The organism is Wenyingzhuangia sp. IMCC45574 (genome assembly GCF_054182685.1).
In genome coordinates this window covers 1,927,490-1,942,641 of sequence record NZ_CM135169.1, presented here as the reverse complement: position 1 = coordinate 1,942,641, position 15,152 = coordinate 1,927,490, and the positions used below count along the sequence as shown (strand labels likewise).

Genomic DNA, 15,152 nt, shown 5'->3' with positions numbered 1-15,152 from the left:
AAACATTAAAAATAAATGCTGTTTAGCCTAAAGCATAGAGCCTACAGCTAAAAGCGAAGCGAAAGAAATGAGCGATAATAAAAAGAATTTTGAAACCCTTGCGGTGAGAACACAAGCAGAGACTTCTCAGTTTTCAGAACATTCAGTACCGTTGTATTTAACATCGGGATTTGTTTTTGAAGATTCAGAAGAAATGCGTGCTTCGTTTGCTGAAGAGAAGCAGCGAGATTTATACAGTCGTTATAGCAATCCAAACACAAATGAGTTTGTAGAGAAAATTTGTTTGATGGAAGGAGCAGAGGCAGGTTTTGCTTTTGCTACAGGTATGGCTGCTGTGTATACCACTTTTGCAGCGTTGTTACAGTCTGGAGATCATATAGTATCTGCGCGTTCTGTTTTTGGGGCTACACATGGTTTGTTTACCAAGTATTTTCCAAAGTGGGGAGTGGAAACTTCTTATTTTGGAGTGGATGAGGTAGAGATAGTTGAAAGTTTAATTCAGCCAAACACAAAGTTTATTTATGCAGAGACACCAACCAATCCAGCTGTAGACGTATTGGATTTAGAGGTGTTGAGTAAAATAGCTAAAAAATATGGTGTCTTATTGATTATAGATAACTGTTTTGCGACTCCTTATTTACAGAATCCAATTAAATTTGGTGCCGATTTGGTCATTCATTCAGCTACTAAATTAATAGACGGACAAGGACGTGTATTGGGAGGAGTAACTGTTGGACCTAAAGATTTAATTAGAGAGATCTATTTATATGCTCGTTTAACAGGACCTGCAATGTCTCCTTTTAATGCTTGGGTTTTGTCTAAAAGTTTAGAAACTTTAGCGGTAAGAGTAGAAAGACATTGTGAGAATGCTTATAAATTGGCACAGTTTTTAGAAAGTCATCCAAAGGTGAATTGGGTAAAATATCCTTTTTTAAAATCTCATCCTCAATACGAGGTTGCTAAAAAGCAAATGAGGTTAGGAGGTTCTATAGTTGCCTTTGAAGTTAAAGGAGGTAAAGAAGCTGGTAAAAAGTTTTTTGATGCTATTAAAATGTGTTCTTTATCAGCCAATCTAGGAGATACAAGAACTATTGTAACACATCCTGCATCTACCACACATCATTCTGTGGCAGAAGAAGATCAGTTAAAAGTAAATATTACGCAAGGTATGGTTCGTTGTTCTGCTGGTTTGGAACATATAGATGATATCATTGCAGATATAAAACAAGCTTTAGAAGCTTAACAAGAAAAAAAATCGAACTCTTAAGAGTTCGATTTTTTTTTGACATATGGAGTCGTATGCTGTTTCACTTGTCAAGAGGTAATTAAATAATGATTTATTAATGATTGTTTTTTCTTTTTTAAAAATAGCTAGGCTTAATACTCCTTCATCTTTTTAAAGATGGTAATCGAGTTTAATTTTCTGTTAATATTCGATGTAATAAAATTATTTTATACGTATAAATACGTATTTGTTTAGGTTTAAATACGTAATTTTTTACAATTTATTAAAGTTTTAGACTAAGTATTCGTTTTGGGTTCTCTTTACTTTCGTATCAAAGAAAATGTAAAATGATTAAAATGAAAAAAACATTACAGGTTTTATTATTACTTATGTGTGGAGTTGGTTTTTCGCAAAATGTGAGTATTTCTCAGGCGATAAGCATAACAAACAAGCAGAGTATGCTGTCGCAAAAAATTGCCAACGAAAAAATGTTAAACTTAGGAAAAGAAACTGGGGGAATTTCCGAATCTTCTTCTTCCGTAATTCAGTTTGAACAAAATCTAGAAATCTTAGGTAAAACTTCCTTCGATTCTGAAATAATGCTAAAGTTAAAAACAATAGAATTGCAATGGGCAGGTTATAAAGAAGTTGTTTTAAGTAAAGCTACTACCTCTAATAGAAAAATACTTTTGTATAGTGCAATTATGTTAGAGTCTTGTAAAAATGCTAACAAAGCATTGTTAAAAGAAGCTGAGAAAAAGAAAGAGTATCCTTATAAACAAGAAGATATTTCTTTTGTAGATGCATTTAATGCTGCTAATGAAATTAAAACTTTGTCTCAACAGTTGCCATTTTACATCAATACCTATTTTTCTGAATTAACAGAGTTCCATAATGATAATGTAAATAATTCTGTAAAGGAAATAATTGCAAAAATGGAGGTGGATCTTGAAGCAATTTCTAAACTTAATCCTAGCGATGAGATGTTAATAAAGTCAATTGATACTTTAAAAAGTAACTGGGACGTTGTTAAGTCAAATTTGGATCAATTTTTATTGGAAGACGTTTTAACTTCTGAAAATCATCCAGAAAGTGTAAAGTTTAGCTCCGACTGTAATAATTTGTTGAAAAAAGCAGATTATTTAGTTAGAACATTAAAATCATCAAGTGAAATCAAATAATTTAAGAAAAAGAAATATGAAAAAAATATACACGTTATTCATAATGTTTTCAATGTTCTTTGTAGTTGCAAACGGACAAGAAAAATTACACTTATCGCATATAGTAAATTTAGCAGGTAAACAAAGAATGCTTGGGCAAAGAATAGCTAAGGACAAGGTATTTATAAAAGCCAATCAGTTAAAAGAAAATGCTGAGGTAGAGCAAGAGAAAGCCATTGCTGCATTTGAGTCTGGGTTAGCAAAGATTAAAAGTTATGCACCTACAGAGACTATAAAATACAAAGTAAGCGTTCAGGAGTATGCTTTTAAATATTACAAAAAGGAAGTTCTTAAAGGTTCTAATTCGTCAATGGAAGATGTTATTAATACAAACACTATTTTCTTAGCTATTTGTGATGATTTGGTGACAGAGTTAATTAAGTACTCTAAAATTAAAACAAAAGAGAATAAAGACAAAAATCAAAGGTATATTCTAGAAAAAATTGCGGAAGCTACTGGAGCTTCTGGAAAGTTAAGGTACTTAACTCAGAGACTAACATTGTATTTTGCAATGAGAGAGTTTGCTATTACAACTGTAAAACCTGCTGAGATTGATGAAATCTTTAAGACTATGGATGAGAATTTAAATTATTTAACCATATTAGAATTTAATACATTGGAAATAGATGATGCTTTAAGTCAAGTTCAGTACCATTGGTCTAAGATTAAAAAGGCTATATATACAGATGGAGTTATTGATTTAAACAAGAGTCAGATTACAGCAAAAGAGTTGTTTAATTTGGCTAATACGGTATTGCAAAAGGCAAATACAGCTACAAAGATGTATGCAGATTTAAATAAATCGTAAAATTGATTTTATTTTAAATAAGAAACGGACCATTTTTGGTTCGTTTTTTGTTTAACTTTATACTGTGAAATCGATTTTATCCATCATCATATCATTATCTTTTCTGTTGCAAGCTTTTGTAACAGTGCAAGCCATGCCGGTACATGAGGGCAAAGCTGAGATGCCTTGCATGGTTAAAAAAGAGGTTTCTAAAAAACATGCTTGCTGTACTGTAAAGAGTACTAAAGAAGACAATAAAGAAAAGAACGGTTGTTGTACAGGAACTTCTAAAATGAGTTGTTGTGTAACCGTAATTGCTTTGACCCCTAATTTAGAGAAAATAACATTCTTACCATTTACCTATCAAAAGAGTCTTTTTGGTTATACAGAGAGTTCTTCTTCTTTTGATATTGATATTTTTCATCCTCCTGCATTGGTTTAAAATTTTTAATACATTTTAGTCAGTCATCCGTATATGGATGCATTTATCAAATTAATAATTTTAAAATATCCAAGATGAAAAAAATAATAAAGTTAGGAGCTGTAGTATTGTGTGTTGTATTCTTAAGTGCATTTGCTGTGCCAAATTCTAATATTTGTCCTAAAGAATGTTGTAAGACAGAAGCTTGTAAAAAACAGTGTGTAGATTCAAAATGTTGTAAAGAAGACAAAACATGCGATGTTACCAAGCATAAAGAATGTAAGCACAAATGTTGTGATACTAAGAAAGCAGACAAAGCTACATGTCATACAGAAGATAAGAAGCCTTGTTGTAAGACAAAAAAATAAGTAATTAATAAAAAAGAGCTCATCAGTTAAATTGATGAGCTCTTTAAGTATAAAAAAATAAAAGTAGTCTTATAATGTAGGTTCCCAACCTTTTTCGTACTCACGTTTCCAAAGCTTTTTAGCTCTTTTATCGTTGGTAACTTTTCCTGTTTTGGTATCTATCTCTAGTGTTTTTCCTAATTCCTGAGAAAGGTTTCCTAAATGACAAGTCATGGTAGTAATACTAGCATCTGCAATTGGTGAATTCTGAGCTTCGTCAACACGGATAGCGTTAAAGAAGTTTGCAATATGTTTAACATCTAAACTACCTCCACCAGCAGTACCCAAAGTTACATTCTTACCAGCTTCTTTCTCTTTTTTAATTAAGTTTCCTTTTAAATCGAATAATTCATACCCACCACGGCTTAGAGTAATAGCTCCTTTGCTTCCGTAAATTGTAGCACCTCTACCTGGTTGTTTGGGCTGTATTTTACCTCTACTATGCCCTGTCCAAGTAATAAATTTATCATCGTCATACGTAAAAGTAGCCTGTTGATTATCGGTAAATTCCCAGTCGTCTTTATAAGTATATTTACCACCAAAAGAAGTTACTGTTTTAGGAATATCAACACCTAAAGCCCAACGACAGATATCAATTTCGTGCGTTCCGTTGTTATGAATTTCTCCAGTTCCCCAAGTTTTAAACCAGTGCCAGTTATATGGGTGTACATTGTCTCTAAAGTCTTCTCTAGGAGCGGGTCCTTGCCATAAATCCCAATCTAAAGTGTTTGGTACAGCAACTTTCTTTCCAATTCCAATAGAACCTCTATTGTTATTATAGTATGCTTCTCCTTTGTATACATCTCCAATAATTCCTTCTCTAATTCCCTCAACAGCCATTTTACTTGTAATAGCAGAACGCTGTTGATTTCCCATTTGTACAACTTTACCGTATTTCTTTTGAGCTGCTACTAGCATTTCATTTTCGTAAAGATTATGACTACATGGTTTTTCTACATATACATGTTTTCCTGCTTTTAGTGCAGCAATAGCCATTGGTGCATGCCAGTGTTCTGGTGTAGCTATAAAAACAGCATCAATGTCTTTGTTTTCTAAAACTTTTCTAAAATCCTTTTCAACAGCAGGAATGTATCCTAAAGTTTCTTGACAAAATTTATTATTCTTTTCAATAATTTTATCATCTACATCACAAGTTATGGCAACTTTAGCTTCTTTATATTTCCCTATTGCTTTTGTTAAAGATTTAGCTCTACTTCTTACTCCAATTACTGCTACGTTTAATCTTTCGTTAGCACCAATAATCTGAGCTCCGTTTGCAGCAAAACTTAAGTTTGGGATTAACAAACTACCTAAAGCTATTCCTGCAGAACCAGCAGCCGTTTTTTTAATAAATTCTCTTCTAGTGTCCATTATATAAGGTTTTAGTGTTTTTTAATTTTAATATTTCTAAAAGAAACTAAGTCTCCATGATCTTGCAGTAAGATTTGTCCTTTTTCTAACAGCCCAAAACCTTTCCATTTTTTGTACTTACTTTCTGCAACTAACTTTTTAAAATGCTTGCTTCCTCTTTCGTATTCTATAACTTTTACTCCATTTAACCAATGTTCTACATGGTTGTTTACAGACTTAATATAGACTGTGTTCCACTCCCCAACAGGTTTAATTGGCTTGTTTGTGTCTGCTTGAATTAAATCGTATAGTGATGAAACTGTTCTACTTCCCTCATGACTCCCTTTTTTAGCATCTGGATGTAATGCATCGTCTAAAATTTGATATTCCAAACCAATAGAAGAACCAGGGCCTTTGTTAATGTTTGTATCTACATAGTATTTAATACCACTGTTTGCACCAGGAGTTGTTTTAAAGTCAACTTTTAATTCAAAATTATCGTATAACTCTTTGGTCACAATATCTCCTCCATGAGCAGATTCAGCTCCACCAGAAGCCAATACACGTAAAATTCCATTTCTAATTTTCCACCCTTGTTTAGGGAAATGATCTGCTTTAGCACTTTTCCACCCTTTGGTTGTTTTACCGTCCCAAAGTAATTCCCATCCGTTTTCTTTTTCTTCTTTAGTTAAATGGTTTCTTTTTGCTACTACAGGTATTGTAGTTGCTTTAGCATGTTTTCTAACATTCTCGCTAATAATTCTAATGTTCCTCCATCTAATTTGTCTACCTGCTTTACCTCTGTGAATTTGTAATCCTATAAATCCACTAGCTGTTTCGTTATCTACTAAATGGGCTGCAGGGACTCCGTTTATCCAAGTTTTGATGGTGTCTCCAATTGCTTCAATTCTATATTTATTCCAATCACCAGCCTTAAAAGCTTTCTTAGCAGGTACGTTGTCTTCTAAGTCGTTTAGCCAACCTCTCTTTGCTTCTTCAAAAATTCCTCCACTCCAAGCTCTTTCCGAAGGATCAATTTCTATTTGATAACCATGTACTCTACCATTTTTATATTCAGGAAAGCTATTGGTTCTTATTTGTATACCAGAATTTGTATGATCGTCTACTAAATACTCTAGTTCTAAAATAAAGTCACTGTAGTGCTTGTTTGTTGTTAAAAAGGTGTTCGGTTCATTTTTAATTGTAGTACCTATAATAACCCCATCTTTAAGTTCGTAAGTAGATTTACCTCCTTTAATACTCCATCCATCCAACGTATTTTCTTTGATTAAATTTTCCCAAGAACTGGTTTTCTTTTCTTGACAAGAAGTTGTAACAAAGGCAACAAATGCAAGTGCAACAATGTAGATACGATTCATTTTGTTAGTTTTTAATTGGTTTTTTCTTTGGGAATTACTAAAAAGCTTTAGTTTCCGTGTGCGAACACAATATTACTGAAAAATTGTTTTAGAATCGTAAAAAATCAATCAAAAAGGTGGATTTTTTGTTCTTTAGATAAAACCAAGACTAGTTTTTAGTTTTTTTCGTAGTAAAAGCGTAAATGTGTTGTAAAAAGAGTTGTGTGTTTTGTAGCTGGTAGTGCTTTTTTTTGATTTGTTGAGTACAAATTTTTAGACTACAATCGTTGTTCCTTTATTACTCTTTTCCTCTAGTTCATCAAAATAGAAATCTATTCTTCCTAAATTAATTCCATACGCTCCCACCTGATTTATCAATGTGTTTTTACCTTCTATATTTTTTACAATAGTAGGCTTGGGTAGGAAAGTATGGGTATGTCCTCCAATAATTAAATCTATGTCTTTAGTTGCTTTTGCAAGGTTAATGTCCGAAATAGTTTGCGGAGCGTTTTTGTAAAAGTACCCTAAGTGCGATAAACAAATAATTAAATGGCAGTGTTGAGTTTCTTTTAATTCTTTTACAATGTCTTGTGTAATCTCTACAGGGTTTAGGTAGTTTGTTTCTTTGTAAAGTGTTGGGCCTACCAATCCTTCTAGTTTAACGCCCAAGCCAAAAATTCCTATTTTAATTCCGTCTTTAAAGATAATTTTATACGGTTTTACGTGTGTGTCTAAAACCGTGTTTTTAAAATCGTAGTTGGCAGAAACAAAATCAAATGCTGCATGTGGTAGTTGTTTGTGAAAACCCTCAATAGAGTTGTCAAAATCATGATTTCCTAGCGTTGCCACATCGTATTTTAGCATGCTCATTAATTTGAATTCTAATTCACCTCCAAAATAGTTGAAATAAGGAGTGCCTTGAAAAATATCTCCGGCATCTAATAATAAAGTGTTGGGGTTTTCTTTACGTACTTGTTCCACCAATGTGGCTCTTTTGGCAACCCCAGCTCTATTGGCATATTTATAATGATTGGGTTTAAAAGGCTCAATATGACTATGGGTGTCGTTGGTGTGTAGAATTGTAATGTGTTTGCGTTTTTTAGCTGTAAAAGAAGGCAGTGTAAGTCCTCCTACAGTTGCCAATGCAGAAACTCCTCCTATTTGTTTTATAAATTTTCTTCTTTCCATTACTTTAAAATTACACGGTTGTCAATAGTGGCTTTTAGGGTGTCTGTTTGTTTAAAATAATCAATAATAACATCTCTTACTTTTACATTTAACGAGGTTAGTTTTTCAGGATTTTTAAAGAAATTCATGCTATCTCCTCCTTTTTGTAAGTAGTCCGAGGTCAATACATGGTAACTTTTGTTTTTGTTAAAAGGTTTTCCGTGGATAGAGAGTGTGTATTTACCGTCCTTTATGATTAGGTTTACTTGTTTAGATATAGGGTGAGCTCGTTTGGTTTTAATAAAGTACTGAATTAACTCCTCAACCTTTTTTCCTGATAGTGTGGTAACTACATATTTATTGTCAAAAGGCATTAGTTTAAAAGCCATCTCTTTGGTAACAGGTCCTTTGGATAAGATAGTTCTCATGCCTCCATAGTTTAAAAATGCAAAGTCTATTTGTTGTTGAGTTTTTTTTGTAAATAGCGAATTGGCCATGTTGTAAGACAAATCAGCCATTAGATTTCCTAGAGTGCTTTGTTCTTTTCCGTCGTGTTTGGTAAATGTTTTTGGTGCATAGCAGAAAACTTGCTGCATTTCGGTAGCTAGTTTTTCTTTATATGGGGATATGGTAGTTTGTATGTTTAAAACAGCGTTTGTAGTGCTGTCTACAGAAATTATGCTAGCTGTTACTTTAGTTAAGCTATATTCTTTCTCTTTACAAGAGAAAAATGCTAAGCATACACAAAAGAGTGTAGTGAATTTTAGACTTTGTAGTTTCATTATAATTTTCAAAACTGTTAGAGGTTTGAAAACTATGATTTTAACTTTTAAAAAATGTGATTTTTAAGTTGTTCTTAGGTTAATAAATTATTTGTTGGGGAATTTTTCACGAATGCATGTATAAAAAAAATAATCTTGTAATCCTTGTAGAATAGCAGCTTCTAAAACAGAGATTTCACTACCAGCACCAATGGTTAATAGTTTAGTGCCGGTAACGGGAATTCCGTTAAAAGGTCTAATAGTAACTTTCCCATCTGGTGTGCGCTCAAAATAGGTGTAGTTTTCTTCGTTGTCTATTTTAGCACAGCCTTTAACACGTAGAATTTTACTAGGAATTAATTTACAAATACGTTCAATGGCCTCTCTGTTGGGTAGAATAGGTAAGTCTACAGAACAAGATGCCCAGTGCGCTTTTAAGTGTTCAAAGTTTTGTGCTTTGTTATTATTTTGGTTTAATTTAGGAAGAAGGGTAACGTCCAATTCTTCTAAATCAACAATTTTAGCGGAAGGGTTGAATTCTTCAATACTCTTGGTTACTTCTTCTTTCCCTTCTGGAGTTACTTGATCTAAATGTGTTAAAACTATTAAAGAAGAAGCCTGAATTTGATTTGCCTCCAGTTCGTTGTGTTCTTCTCGTTTTTGCCAGTTTTTAACATCTACTACAGATATTTGAATAGGGGGAAGGTAGTGTTCGTCTATGCCAACACCTAAGAACTCTAGTAGCGAACATGCATCGGAAGTTCCGTTGGCTTCTATCAAGGTAATTCCGTTTTCTCTTTTCGGAATTCTATTTACAGTCGCTCTTAATTCGTTTAAACCACTACAACAAATGCAACTTCCGCTTAAAGATTTAATCCATTTTGGGTTGCTTTCTTTGCTTAGTTGTTGTGAGTCTAAGTAGGCATTTTCGTAATCGTTTAAAATTACAAATGGATCCCATCCTTGTTCTAAATAGCTATTTATTAAGTGTTTTAATAAGGTCGTTTTACCAGCTCCTAAAAAGCCAACTATTGTAATTATTGCTTCCATGTTCTAATACTATAAGGAGAGTTGTTAATGTTTAAACAAAAAATAAAGCCCTCGATATATCGGGGCTTTAGAGTTATAGTGTGTATTGTTATTAAATATTGACAGGTTCACCTATTGCATCTAAATTGTCTGCAACGTTTAAATCTTCATAAAATTTAGCATAGGTAACTTTTACATAGGGAGCTAAGAAAAAGAAACCAATTCCCAAAGTTAATATGCAAACTAAGGCCCATCCAAAAAATCGTAGGTTAAGTTTGAATAATTTCCATTTGTATCCGTTCATCATTTGTTCGCTTTGTTCTAATGCTTCCATATAACCAAGTTCAGGGTTGTCCGCAAGAATAAAAAAGGTCATAGAAAATGCCAATGCTTTTATGATTCCGGGTATAAGAAATAATAGCGACCATAAGAAAACATATAAAATATAAAGTAAATATGCTACTAGAGTATTAGTGAAATGATTAAAGCCTTTGAATATTTGTTCTATTTTAACTTCGTTACCTCTAGATATATTCAATGCAAAAAGAGAAATACCTAATGAAAGAGGTCCCGCAATTATTAAGGAAACATATGATCCAACTGAAATGATTAACGAGTGAAGAAGTACTCCAACTACTGCTATTGCCCATTTGCCTTTTAAAGATTCTCTAGCGGATTGCATTAATTTTATATTCTCTGTAGCCATGCTATTTTTTTTTAAGATGAGCACAATTTACTAAATAAGTGAAAATTAGAGGTTGTAAGGAGAAAAATTTTCGGATAAATTACCCCCCAATAGCAATCATACTTCTGTTTTGTAGTCGATGCTCATCAGAAGTGAATTTAAGTTGCGTATCCATTCCTCCGCGAGTTTTCTTTTTGGAATTCACAGCAATCTGAATCGGTTTTTCAATGTTTCCACCTTCTCTTAACGTAGTTAGTAGGTCAGTTTCTCCGTTAGAGAACAAACAGTTTTTTAATTTTCCATTCGCGGTTAAACGAATACGATTGCAACTATCGCAAAAAGGATTGGTAACGGTGCTAATAATAGCAAAGCTTCCTGTAAAGCCTTCTATTTGGTAGTTTTTAGAAGTATCGTTGGGAGCATCTTGTAAACGAATCACTTTATTTGTTCCAAAATATTCGTTAGCCTTGTTTACTATGGTTTCGTATGAAACTAGTTTGTCTAAATTCCAGCTATTTCCATCAAAGGGCATAAACTCTATAAAGCGAATATTGGTGTTGAGGTTTTTGGTCAATTCAATAAAACCTGTGATTTCATCTTCGTTAAAATCTTTCATCAACACACAGTTCAGTTTTACTTTAAAAAAGGAATCTTTTGTGAAAGTTTTAATATTCTCCATCACTTTTTCGTAATCTTTTCTACGGGTAATGTTATTGAACTTGTCTTTAGTCAAAGAATCAATACTGATATTGATTTTTTGAATGTTACATTCTTTAAAAATGTCAATGTATTTATCAATCAGTACTCCGTTGGTCGTAATAGAAAGTTCTGCAGGTAAGGTAGCTAGTTTTCTTAACACAACTGTAGCATCTTTACGTACTAAGGGTTCACCACCTGTAATCCTAATTTTAGTAACGCCTAAGTCCACAAACTTCTTTGCTATTTGGTATACTTCCTCGTAGCTCATAATATGATTCTTTGGAGACAAAGGAATTCCTGCTGCGGGCATGCAGTAGGTACATCTAAAATTACATCGCTCTGTAATAGAGATACGCAAGTAGGTGTGTTCCCTTTGGTAAGAATCTATTAATATGTTATTCACTTTGTTCATGCTTTAGGCTCTATGCTCTAAGCTTTATATAGCTTTTTGTTGATGAGTTAAATTCTAATTATTTGTGTTTCAATTTCAGTTTTTAATTTTGCCTACTACCTACTGATTAATGCCTTTCTCCTTTTAATACTCCGTAAATATGTAAAATTGCTGGAAAAATAGCATCCATAGATTCTTTTGCTCCATTTGTAGACCCTGGCAATGCTAAAACCAAAGAATTGTTAATTACTCCGGCTACACTTCTAGACAACATAGCATAGGGAGTTCTTCCTTGCCCGTAGCTTCTAATCGCTTCTTCAATTCCGGGAATTCGTCTTTCTATTAATGGTAGTAGAGCCTCTGGTGTTACATCTCTAGGAGACAACCCTGTTCCTCCAGTATATATAATCAAGTCAAAATCTTTTTGACTGTTTGTAATTGCTTTTTCTTGAATACTATCTTTTTCATCAGGAATAATAGTATACTCCCCAATGCTAACTTTACATTCTTTTAGCTTTTGGATAATTGCTTTTCCTGCTTTGTCTTCTTTGGTTCCAGCCGAAATGGTGTCTGAACAAACAATTACAGAAGCTTTTAATCCTTCTCCTGTTTTTTTATGAAACGTAGATTTTCCTCCACGTTTTTCCAATAACTTAATGCTACCAATTTCAACTTCTTTGTCGATAGGTTTTAACATATCGTACATGTTTAAAGCAACCACACTTGCTCCATGCATAGCTTCTACTTCAACTCCTGTTTTGTAAATGGTTTTTACAGTCATTAAAACAGTAATCTCTAAACCATTTATTTTATATTCCACTCCGGTATATTCAATAGGTAGTGGATGGCAGTCTGGTAACAAATAAGGTGTTTGCTTAATTCCCAATAAACCAGCAGCACGACTCATTTCAAAAACATCTCCCTTGGGAACGGTTTTGTTGTTAATGGCATCTATTGTTTCTTGCTTGCTTACTTTTACAATTGCTTGTGCGGTAGCGGTTCTTAATGTTGAGTTTTTGTGGGTAATGTCTACCATTTCATGGTGCTTTAAGCCTTAAGCTCTATGCTGTAGGCGGTTTTTGTTAAAAGGCGTAAAGCATATAGCTTATAGCCTATGGCAATAAATTCTACGAGTTTACTTTCCATTGATGGGTTTCGTCTTCAAAGATTTCTTTTCCAAAAATTGGGCTTTCTGCTTTGATGGTTTCTACCAAGTATTCTAAAGCTTTCATAGCTTCTTTTCTTCTAGGAGAAGATACAAATACAAATAAGCAGATTTCTCCGGCTTTTACCGGCCCTAAACTGTGATATATGTGCGAGCAAGTTAAATCGAATTTATCAAAAGCACTTTCTCTAATCTCATCAAATTTAATATTGGCCATTTCTTCGTAGGCAGTGTAGTCAATTGCGGCAACAGTTTTACCATCAATTTCATCGGCTCTTACTTGTCCTAAAAAAATATCGTGGGCACCAATAGTGGTCTTGGTTTGGTGTTTTTCTATTGAGTTTGCTATAAAACTAGGAGTAATGGCTCCCTGTATAAAAACGTTTTTCATGTAATTTAAGATTCAAGACTCAATACTCAAGACTTTTCGGTCTTTAATTTTAAATCTTTAATTGATAGTGCAAATATAATCATCCTCCAGCAAATGGTGGTAAAAAGGCTAATTCGTCTCCGTTGTTTAAGAGCGTAGATGTATCTTTAATAGAAAGGTTTAATGCAATGTTGTAAGTTATGTTTTTAATACCAGGATATTTAGCTAAAATAACAGATTCTACATCTTTAATAGAAGAGTGTTCTTCTATAGTTAATAATTCACTATCAGTTTTTACTTGTTCTAGAATCATTCCAAAATATTTAACTTTTACTAACATATATTGTATTTCTCTAAATCTCTTGGGGTGTTTATATTCACAATTTTGGGCCTTATTTCGTCTGGGGCTACTAGTGTCTTTGTGTTTAATTGCTTTACTACAAAACGAAGTTTCTGTATTTTATTTTGCAAAGCTAGTTTAAATATTTTTAAACACTTTCTGTGGTATAAGGCTGTTAGTGGGGTTGTTCTAGAGTTGGCAATGTATTGTACCACATCGTAATAATCGTTGCGTTCTTTAAGTAGGGGTTTAAACACTTCTAAATCTACCTTAGGAGCATCGCAACTAATGACTAAATTATAATCTGTTTTACTGGCTTTTAATCCTGTGTATACACCTGCAATAGGGCCGTAATCTTTAATGTTGTCTGGAATTCGTTTTATTCCAAATTGATCGTAATCTGAGTTATTGCTAACAATAATAATTTCATCAACAATGTCTTTAAGGTTGTTAATGATGTGTTGTATAAATGGAGTGCCGTCTAATAGGATAAACCCTTTGTCGGTACCCATGCGAGAGCTTTTACCGCCAGCGAGAATAATTCCTGTAATATTCTTTTCCATAGCAATTGGATTAATGAATTATATAAGTCTTAACAATTTCTCCTTTATGATAAGTTCTAACTTCTTCATCTAGGTAAATCAATGCATCTGCTTGCGCAAAGGTATTTAGCATAGCAGAACTCTGACTTCCTAAAATTTCTACACCATTCTTGGTTTTTTTGGCTTTTAAAAATTCTCCTCTAATTCCTTTTTTTACGTAATCGTTTTCGAGTACTAGGTCAATAGAGTTTTGAATGTAGTCTGTGTTTCCAATGTATTTTTGTAACGCAGATTCTATATAAATATAAAAACAAGTTAGGGCAGAAGCAGGGTTTCCTGGTAATGCAAAAATGGTGGTTGTTCCGTTTTTACCCAAGAACATTGGCTTTCCAGGTTTTTGCTTGATTTTATAGAAAACTTGTTCTGTATTTAGTTCTAGCAAAGCTTTTCCTACAAAATCATAATCACCAACAGAGATTCCTCCAGAAATGATTACAAAGTCACTATCCTCAATGGCAGTCTTTAGCATTGTTTTGGTAGACTCGTAATCGTCTTTCACCTTAAGGATATTGCTATTGTTAAAGCCTTTTTTTAGCAAAGCAGCTTGTAGCATAATTGCATTGCTTTCGTATATCTGACCAAATTCTAATGTTGTTCCCGGAGTTACTAATTCGTTACCAGTAACTACAATAGATATTTTAGGTTTGCTATATACAGCCACTTCTGTAATTCCTAATGTTGCTAAGAAACCTATAGCGGCAGCGTTTAATTTTTCTCCTTTGGCTAAAGCTAAATTGTCTTGTTTAATTTGCTCCCCTTTTAAACGGATGTTTTTGTGCGTTGTTAATGTATCTTCTATAATTAAAACACCATTTTCTACGTTGGTGTTTTCTTGCATAATAACCGCATTCGCGTTGGTTGGAGTAGGGGCACCTGTAAAAATTCTAACAGCTTGTCCTTTTTCTAATAATGGGTTTTTATTGTCCCCAGCTTTTATTTCATCAACTAAAGCAAAGTTATTCTGATGTTCATTGTCGTATAGAACGGCATAACCATCCATTGCAGATTGGTTAAATGGCGGCATGTGAATAGGAGAGAAAGAATCTTCTGCTAAATACAGGTTTAAAGCTTCTAAAAGTGAAACTTTTTTAATTTCTCCTAAACCTGTAGATGCGTGAACTAATTCAATCGCTTCTTCTATGCTAACCATAAATTTACCGTCCATAAAATTTGAG

General features: G+C 33.3%; 17 protein-coding genes. 5 read left to right on the top strand and 12 right to left on the bottom strand.

Features of this window, described 5'->3' with window-relative positions; all coding sequences use genetic code 11:
* Positions 1-67 precede the first annotated feature (67 nt).
* The 5 genes from ACXHHC_RS08275 to ACXHHC_RS08255 all read left to right on the top strand — a co-directional run bounded on the left by ACXHHC_RS08275 (position 68) and on the right by ACXHHC_RS08255 (position 4,021).
* The gene (locus ACXHHC_RS08275; protein ID WP_458229160.1) at positions 68-1,243 is read left to right on the top strand and encodes a trans-sulfuration enzyme family protein; all 1,176 of its coding nucleotides are present in this window, start codon (positions 68-70) and stop codon (positions 1,241-1,243) included.
* Between the two features lie 338 nt (positions 1,244-1,581).
* Positions 1,582-2,406 (top strand): hypothetical protein, encoded by an 825-nt coding sequence (locus ACXHHC_RS08270; RefSeq protein WP_458229159.1) that lies wholly within the window; start codon positions 1,582-1,584, stop codon positions 2,404-2,406.
* A 16-nt stretch (positions 2,407-2,422) separates the two neighbouring features.
* Positions 2,423-3,253: a type IV pili methyl-accepting chemotaxis transducer N-terminal domain-containing protein gene (locus tag ACXHHC_RS08265; RefSeq protein WP_458229158.1), complete on the top strand. Its 831-nt coding sequence runs from the start codon at positions 2,423-2,425 to the stop codon at positions 3,251-3,253.
* A gap of 64 nt (positions 3,254-3,317) precedes the next feature.
* The gene (locus tag ACXHHC_RS08260) at positions 3,318-3,674 is read left to right on the top strand and encodes a hypothetical protein (protein WP_458229157.1); all 357 of its coding nucleotides are present in this window, start codon (positions 3,318-3,320) and stop codon (positions 3,672-3,674) included.
* Between the two features lie 74 nt (positions 3,675-3,748).
* Positions 3,749-4,021, top strand: a complete 273-nt coding sequence (locus ACXHHC_RS08255) for a hypothetical protein (protein WP_458229156.1) — start codon at positions 3,749-3,751, stop codon at positions 4,019-4,021.
* 69 nt (positions 4,022-4,090) lie between these two features.
* Here the strand turns inward: ACXHHC_RS08255 and ACXHHC_RS08250 are convergent, their stop codons facing one another.
* The 12 genes from ACXHHC_RS08250 to ACXHHC_RS08195 form a co-directional block, all read right to left on the bottom strand.
* Entirely contained in the window at positions 4,091-5,431 is a 1,341-nt protein-coding gene (locus ACXHHC_RS08250) for a Gfo/Idh/MocA family oxidoreductase (RefSeq protein WP_458229155.1), read from the bottom strand.
* 11 nt (positions 5,432-5,442) lie between these two features.
* The gene (locus ACXHHC_RS08245) at positions 5,443-6,789 is read right to left on the bottom strand and encodes a 3-keto-disaccharide hydrolase (protein ID WP_458229154.1); all 1,347 of its coding nucleotides are present in this window, start codon (positions 6,787-6,789) and stop codon (positions 5,443-5,445) included.
* 252 nt (positions 6,790-7,041) lie between these two features.
* Positions 7,042-7,956, bottom strand: coding sequence for a bifunctional metallophosphatase/5'-nucleotidase (locus ACXHHC_RS08240; RefSeq protein WP_458229153.1), 915 nt, complete (start codon positions 7,954-7,956; stop codon positions 7,042-7,044).
* Positions 7,956-8,717, bottom strand: coding sequence for a 5'-nucleotidase C-terminal domain-containing protein (locus tag ACXHHC_RS08235; RefSeq protein ID WP_458229152.1), 762 nt, complete (start codon positions 8,715-8,717; stop codon positions 7,956-7,958). Before ACXHHC_RS08235 ends, ACXHHC_RS08240 begins: the two co-directional genes overlap by 1 nt.
* An 87-nt stretch (positions 8,718-8,804) precedes the next feature.
* Complete coding sequence (locus ACXHHC_RS08230) at positions 8,805-9,746, bottom strand: GTP-binding protein (RefSeq protein WP_458229151.1); 942 nt, start codon at positions 9,744-9,746, stop codon at positions 8,805-8,807.
* A gap of 91 nt (positions 9,747-9,837) precedes the next feature.
* Positions 9,838-10,431: a DUF975 family protein gene (locus ACXHHC_RS08225; protein ID WP_458229150.1), complete on the bottom strand. Its 594-nt coding sequence runs from the start codon at positions 10,429-10,431 to the stop codon at positions 9,838-9,840.
* 79 nt (positions 10,432-10,510) lie between these two features.
* Positions 10,511-11,521, bottom strand: a complete 1,011-nt coding sequence (gene moaA, locus ACXHHC_RS08220; RefSeq protein ID WP_458229149.1) for a GTP 3',8-cyclase MoaA — start codon at positions 11,519-11,521, stop codon at positions 10,511-10,513.
* Between the two features lie 106 nt (positions 11,522-11,627).
* Complete coding sequence (moaCB, locus tag ACXHHC_RS08215; RefSeq protein WP_458229148.1) at positions 11,628-12,536, bottom strand: bifunctional molybdenum cofactor biosynthesis protein MoaC/MoaB; 909 nt, start codon at positions 12,534-12,536, stop codon at positions 11,628-11,630.
* A gap of 91 nt (positions 12,537-12,627) precedes the next feature.
* Complete coding sequence (locus tag ACXHHC_RS08210) at positions 12,628-13,056, bottom strand: molybdenum cofactor biosynthesis protein MoaE (protein ID WP_458229147.1); 429 nt, start codon at positions 13,054-13,056, stop codon at positions 12,628-12,630.
* A gap of 79 nt (positions 13,057-13,135) precedes the next feature.
* Positions 13,136-13,375: a MoaD/ThiS family protein gene (locus ACXHHC_RS08205; protein ID WP_458229146.1), complete on the bottom strand. Its 240-nt coding sequence runs from the start codon at positions 13,373-13,375 to the stop codon at positions 13,136-13,138.
* The gene (gene mobA / locus ACXHHC_RS08200) at positions 13,369-13,938 is read right to left on the bottom strand and encodes a molybdenum cofactor guanylyltransferase (RefSeq protein WP_458229145.1); all 570 of its coding nucleotides are present in this window, start codon (positions 13,936-13,938) and stop codon (positions 13,369-13,371) included. The genes ACXHHC_RS08205 and mobA overlap by 7 nt, the downstream gene beginning before the upstream one ends.
* A gap of 10 nt (positions 13,939-13,948) precedes the next feature.
* Positions 13,949-15,142, bottom strand: a complete 1,194-nt coding sequence (locus ACXHHC_RS08195; RefSeq protein ID WP_458229144.1) for a molybdopterin molybdotransferase MoeA — start codon at positions 15,140-15,142, stop codon at positions 13,949-13,951.
* Positions 15,143-15,152 lie beyond the last annotated feature (10 nt).

What these genes read in the sequence shown, in the direction of transcription:
- ACXHHC_RS08275 (WP_458229160.1), top strand. Translation starts at nt 68, where the DNA reads ATGAGCGATAATAAAAAGAATTTTGAAACCCTTGCGGTGAGAACACAA.
- ACXHHC_RS08270 (WP_458229159.1), top strand. Translation starts at nt 1,582, where the DNA reads ATGAAAAAAACATTACAGGTTTTATTATTACTTATGTGTGGAGTTGGT.
- ACXHHC_RS08265 (WP_458229158.1), top strand. Translation starts at nt 2,423, where the DNA reads ATGAAAAAAATATACACGTTATTCATAATGTTTTCAATGTTCTTTGTA.
- ACXHHC_RS08255 (WP_458229156.1), top strand. Translation starts at nt 3,749, where the DNA reads ATGAAAAAAATAATAAAGTTAGGAGCTGTAGTATTGTGTGTTGTATTC.
- ACXHHC_RS08250 (WP_458229155.1), bottom strand. Translation starts at nt 5,431, where the DNA reads ATGGACACTAGAAGAGAATTTATTAAAAAAACGGCTGCTGGTTCTGCA.
- ACXHHC_RS08245 (WP_458229154.1), bottom strand. Translation starts at nt 6,789, where the DNA reads ATGAATCGTATCTACATTGTTGCACTTGCATTTGTTGCCTTTGTTACA.
- ACXHHC_RS08240 (WP_458229153.1), bottom strand. Translation starts at nt 7,956, where the DNA reads ATGGAAAGAAGAAAATTTATAAAACAAATAGGAGGAGTTTCTGCATTG.
- ACXHHC_RS08235 (WP_458229152.1), bottom strand. Translation starts at nt 8,717, where the DNA reads ATGAAACTACAAAGTCTAAAATTCACTACACTCTTTTGTGTATGCTTA.
- ACXHHC_RS08230 (WP_458229151.1), bottom strand. Translation starts at nt 9,746, where the DNA reads ATGGAAGCAATAATTACAATAGTTGGCTTTTTAGGAGCTGGTAAAACG.
- ACXHHC_RS08225 (WP_458229150.1), bottom strand. Translation starts at nt 10,431, where the DNA reads ATGGCTACAGAGAATATAAAATTAATGCAATCCGCTAGAGAATCTTTA.
- moaA (WP_458229149.1), bottom strand. Translation starts at nt 11,521, where the DNA reads ATGAACAAAGTGAATAACATATTAATAGATTCTTACCAAAGGGAACAC.
- moaCB (WP_458229148.1), bottom strand. Translation starts at nt 12,536, where the DNA reads ATGGTAGACATTACCCACAAAAACTCAACATTAAGAACCGCTACCGCA.
- ACXHHC_RS08210 (WP_458229147.1), bottom strand. Translation starts at nt 13,056, where the DNA reads ATGAAAAACGTTTTTATACAGGGAGCCATTACTCCTAGTTTTATAGCA.
- ACXHHC_RS08205 (WP_458229146.1), bottom strand. Translation starts at nt 13,375, where the DNA reads ATGTTAGTAAAAGTTAAATATTTTGGAATGATTCTAGAACAAGTAAAA.
- mobA (WP_458229145.1), bottom strand. Translation starts at nt 13,938, where the DNA reads ATGGAAAAGAATATTACAGGAATTATTCTCGCTGGCGGTAAAAGCTCT.
- ACXHHC_RS08195 (WP_458229144.1), bottom strand. Translation starts at nt 15,142, where the DNA reads ATGGACGGTAAATTTATGGTTAGCATAGAAGAAGCGATTGAATTAGTT.